Below are 4,441 nucleotides of genomic sequence, written 5' to 3'. Positions count from 1 at the left end.
GTGCTGCTCAAGGGCGGCCATCTGGAAGTAGGCAGCCGCGTGATCGATCGGTACTTCGACGGCGTCACCCGCGAAGAGTTCATCCATACCCGGCTGCCAGTGGATGCGCACGGCACCGGCTGCACGCTGGCCTCGGCGATCGCCGCGCAGCTGTGCCAGGGCCTGTCGCTGCCCAACGCCTGCGAAGCGGCGATCGACTACGTCGCGCGTGGCCTGCAGGGCGGTTACTACCCCGGCCGCAGCGAGGTGCTGGTGATCGACCACTTCGGCGCAGCACGCCCGGCATGATCGACGCACAGGCACTTCCGGTGGTCGCCGCCGACGGCCATCGCTTCGCGCTGCTGGCGCGGGTGCCGGCACAGCCGCGCGCGCGACTGCTCTGGTTACCGGCACTGGGGGTGGCCGCGCGCCACTACCTGCCACTGGCCGACGCGCTGGCCGCACACGGCGTGGCGGTGTACCTGCACGAATGGCGGGGCAACGGCAGCAGCAGCCTGCGCCCGTCGCACACACAAGATTGGGGCTATCGCGAGATCCTGGCGCTGGACCTGCCCGCCAGCCTGGCGCAGCTGGATGCCGGTGCGTCTGTCGAACGCATCATCGGTGGCCACAGCCTCGGCGGACAGCTGGCCTGCTGTTTCGCCGGCCTGCACCCCGCTGTCTTCCAGCGCCTGTGGCTGGTCGCCAGCGGCACGCCGTACTGGCGCACCTTCCCGGCGCCGCGCGGCTGGACCCTGCCCCTGATCTACCGGTTCCTGCCGTGGCTGGCGCAGCGCCAGGGCGTGCTGCACGGTCGCCGGCTCGGCTTCGGCGGCACCGAAGCGCGTGGCCTGATCGCCGACTGGGCCAAGGTGGGACTGAACAACCGCTATGCCGGGGTGGGCATCGGCGACGATCTTGAAGCCGGTCTGCGCGGCGTGCGCGCGCACGCCACCGCCGTGGTGATGGAACACGACTGGCTGGCCCCGCCCTCCTCCATGCAGGGCCTGCTGGCCAAGATGCCGCAGGTGGACGCCACGCTCAGCGTGGTGTCACCCGCAGCCCTTGGCGCGCGTGCCGATCACTTCGCCTGGATGAAATCCCCGACGGCCGTGGCAGCGCTGCTTTTTCATTCATTTGAATGAAGACCTTCACAAAAGCGTTGACGAATGCGACGTGCATCCGCATAATTCCGCTCCTGTTGACGCGCCCGTAGCTCAGTTGGATAGAGTACCTGGCTACGAACCAGGCGGTCGGGAGTTCGAATCTCTCCGGGCGCACCATCAACAGGTTGTCAGCTCCGCCGCTGGCAGCAGTAGTACAACGCGATGTAAATGCGCCCGTAGCTCAGTTGGATAGAGTACCTGGCTACGAACCAGGCGGTCGGGAGTTCGAATCTCTCCGGGCGCACCATTACATCGCACGGCAGGCCCGCCCTGCCCTCCCGTCGAACGTGGCAACACGCGCGGCAGGAAAGACAACCAGACAATGCAAATGCGCCCGTAGCTCAGTTGGATAGAGTACCTGGCTACGAACCAGGCGGTCGGGAGTTCGAATCTCTCCGGGCGCACCATTGCATAGACGAAGACAGCAGCCATCGGCTGCTGTTTTTTTTGGTTCTCCGCTCCCATGCGGGGCAAGCACGAAGCGCGCTCTGGATCTTTTCCCACGCAGCGGGTCGGCGAGTCGGTGGGTCGGGCGCTGGGCCCGCATGCCCTTGGAGGCGAAATAAAGGAGGAGGTGGCGGCCGCAGGCCGACGCCGGGGGACATTCGCCGGAAAGGGCATGGGGCCCAACGCCCGACCCACCGACCCACTTCAGAAATGCCTGGCTTTTAACTGCTTACCGCAAGCCGAGTCCCGTAGCGGCCGGTACGCCCCTGGGCAAAATCAAGGAGGAGGCCGCCACGCGGCCGGGGGACATTTGCGCCAGGGGCGCACTGGCCGCTACGGGGCCCATACGCTCGCGACAGACCCGAGCGAGGACACAGCGCGATGCACTCGGGAAGACCGCCTGGAGCCGGCCAGCGGCCGGCACTACCCGTCTACGGAACGACGCATCATCCGCGCGGCGTGGCCGCTACCTGCGCCATTGCCATTCGATCGGCCTCCTCCGGCAACGCCGGCGACGCGCACTGGGCCCCGGCACGGCCTTCCTGCGCCAGCCAGTCGTCCACCACCCCGCCCAGCAGGTCCACTCGCAACGGCAAGGTGATGTGGTCTTCGCCGCGCATCTCGATGTAATGCACGCGCGGACTGGCCGCCGCCAGTCGACGCCCCTGGCTCACCTGCACATGCTGGTCGTCCTGGCCGTGCAGCAACAGCACACAGGCGCGCGTATCGGCCAGCGCGCGCGCGACATCCACGCGGTCCAGGTCCAGGTCCAGGCGCTGGCTGGCCGCGGCGATCACCTGGTTGATGTCCTGGCTGCCGTAGCGCCAGCGCCCGTAGGCGGCCATCGCCTGCGCCTTCCAGCCCCTGGGCTGCAATGACATCAGGTGCGGAATCATGCTGCGGATGGCATCGCCGGCGTTGGCGAAGGACTCCATCGCCACCACCCCGGCAACCCGGTCGCCCAGCTTGTCGGCAGTGAACAACGCAGTGGCCGCGCCGTAGGACACGCCGAACAGATACAGCGGCCCAACCACCTCATGCCGCGCCTGCAGCGCATTGATCACATCGATGACGTCATCGGATTCGAACGTGCCATACCCCGACGGTCCGGCACCCGAATGCCCGTGGTTGCGCAGGTCGATGGTGACCACACGGTAGCCGGACTGGGCCAGCTGCAATGACCACGGCAGCATCGCATCGCCGTTCATCATCCAGCCGTGCAGCAGCACCACCGTGCCGCGCGGTGCCTGCGGCTGGAACGGATGCGGCAGGTCCAGCGCCAGGCCGGTGCGCAGCGGCTCGCCGTTGTCGTGCTGCTGGGCCAGATAGGCGTAGCGCAACCCGTACTGGCCCGGGTCGAAGGCCCGCCAGAAGATCGGCACACCGGCACGCCCGGTCACCCGGCCGTGCCGGTTGGGCACGCTGTCCACGGCCTCGGCGATGCGCGGGATGTCCAGCAACGTGGACACCCCGCCCGGCGCGACCAGGCGATCGCTGAGCGAGGTCGAGCGGGAGGTGGAGGTCAGCGGGGAGCAGGCGGCCAGCCACAGGCCGGCCCCGGCCAGCAACAACAGCAGCAGGCGCTTCATGGGGATACAGGGGGAATCCGATTGAGTCAGGCAGGTTACGGATCGCGCGGTCGGCGCTCTATCGCATCCGTATGACCATCCGATGACACGGCGGCAATGATTCAGCTTGAAGGGCGCGACCGTTGCGGACGCCGATGCCTGGAGTCGCCGGCGGCGCCGCACTCACCCCAGCCACGCCTCCATCGTCGGCCACCAGCCCGCCATCACCTGCGGCCCCTGCATCCGMGTACGCCACCAGCGCAGCGCGGCCCCCTCCTCACCCGGCCGCCAGGCCAGCCAGAACGTCTCGTCCGGCTTGGGTTCCTCAACCGGCTTGATCACCAACCGGCCCTGCGCCACCGCGTGCCGCACGTACGGCGCGGGCAGGAAGCCAAAGCCCAGCCCGGCGCACTGCAGACGGAACTTGCTGACCATGTCCGGCACGGTCACCGTTTCCTGCCCCATCAGCAGGCCGACGGTGCGCGGCAGCAGCCGACGCGCCGAATCAGCCACCGCGATCGCGCAATGCGCGGCCAGCTGCTCGCGGTCCAGGGGACCGGCGACCGCGGCCAGCGGATGCGAAGGCGCCACCGCGAACACGAATTCCACCACGCCCATCGGCTCGACCACATAGCCACCACCACTGGGCCCTTCGCCTGCCGCCCCCACCAGCAGGTCCGCACGCCGGTCCAGCAGCGCCTCCCAGGTGCCGGACAACGACTCGCACAGCAGCCGCACCCGGGTCTGCTCGGCCACCGCATTGAACGCGCGCACGTCCTCAGCCAGCAGCGACGGGGGGAACATCGAATCGACCGCGATGGTCAGCTCCGCCTCCCAGCCCGACGCTACCCGGCGCACCCGCATCTCCAGCTCGCGGGCCGCCCGCAGCAGGTGCCGCCCCTCTTCCAGCAGCGCCTGCCCGGCCGCGGTCAGCTGGGCGCGCGGCCCGATGCGGTCGAACAGTTGCACGCCCAGGTCCTGCTCGAGCTTGGACACGGTGTAGGAAATGGTCGAAGGCACCTTGTGCAGCGCCTTGCCGGCCGCCGCGAACGAGCCGCGTCGGTCGATGGCATCAAGGATCTGCAGGGCGTCGAGGCTGAGCTTGAGCATTCGAATTTTTCGATGATGGCTTACGAAACTATCCGTTTTTCAAACCCGAGGTGCAAGCGGATACTGGCGCCAACAGGAAAGGGCAGCGGCAAACGCCACCCCGACCATCATCGAAACTGTCGAACAAGGAGCATCCCATGCTGCAGGTCCGCAAGAGMAACAGCCGTGGCC

Annotated in this window: 4 protein-coding genes and 3 tRNA genes; 5 read left to right on the top strand and 2 right to left on the bottom strand. The window is 68.1% G+C overall.

Going from position 1 to position 4,441, the window contains the following annotated elements; genetic code table 11:
- The 5 genes from ACXJKH_RS15805 to ACXJKH_RS15785 all read left to right on the top strand — a co-directional run.
- A partial coding sequence (locus ACXJKH_RS15805; protein WP_457320702.1) for a bifunctional hydroxymethylpyrimidine kinase/phosphomethylpyrimidine kinase occupies positions 1-288 on the top strand: 288 nt, incomplete at its 5' end.
- Positions 285-1,124, top strand: a complete 840-nt coding sequence (locus ACXJKH_RS15800) for an alpha/beta hydrolase family protein (protein ID WP_457320700.1) — start codon at positions 285-287, stop codon at positions 1,122-1,124. The genes ACXJKH_RS15805 and ACXJKH_RS15800, both read left to right, overlap by 4 nt.
- Before the next feature lie 61 nt (positions 1,125-1,185).
- A tRNA-Arg gene (locus tag ACXJKH_RS15795) sits at positions 1,186-1,262 on the top strand.
- 53 nt (positions 1,263-1,315) lie between these two features.
- A tRNA-Arg gene (locus ACXJKH_RS15790) sits at positions 1,316-1,392 on the top strand.
- Between the two features lie 83 nt (positions 1,393-1,475).
- Positions 1,476-1,552: transfer RNA gene (locus tag ACXJKH_RS15785), tRNA-Arg, on the top strand.
- Positions 1,553-2,038: 486 nt separating this feature from the next.
- Here the strand turns inward: ACXJKH_RS15785 and ACXJKH_RS15780 are convergent.
- Both ACXJKH_RS15780 and ACXJKH_RS15775 read right to left on the bottom strand, forming a co-directional pair.
- On the bottom strand, positions 2,039-3,181 hold the full coding sequence (locus ACXJKH_RS15780; RefSeq protein WP_457320699.1) for an alpha/beta fold hydrolase: 1,143 nt from the start codon (positions 3,179-3,181) through the stop codon (positions 2,039-2,041).
- A 162-nt stretch (positions 3,182-3,343) separates the two neighbouring features.
- A complete protein-coding gene (locus ACXJKH_RS15775; RefSeq protein ID WP_457320697.1) occupies positions 3,344-4,270 on the bottom strand; it encodes a LysR family transcriptional regulator in 927 nt (308 codons plus the stop codon).
- Positions 4,271-4,441: the final 171 nt, after the last annotated feature.

It is taken from the genome of Stenotrophomonas sp. P5_B8, from assembly GCF_054049855.1.
The sequence above is the reverse complement of the archived record's forward strand: the minus strand, read 5'-3'. Positions and strand labels throughout refer to the sequence as shown.

Bases quoted from the DNA above. Each gene is read 5' to 3' on its own strand.
- ACXJKH_RS15800 (WP_457320700.1), top strand. From the start codon at position 285: ATGATCGACGCACAGGCACTTCCGGTGGTCGCCGCCGACGGCCATCGC.
- ACXJKH_RS15780 (WP_457320699.1), bottom strand. From the start codon at position 3,181: ATGAAGCGCCTGCTGCTGTTGTTGCTGGCCGGGGCCGGCCTGTGGCTG.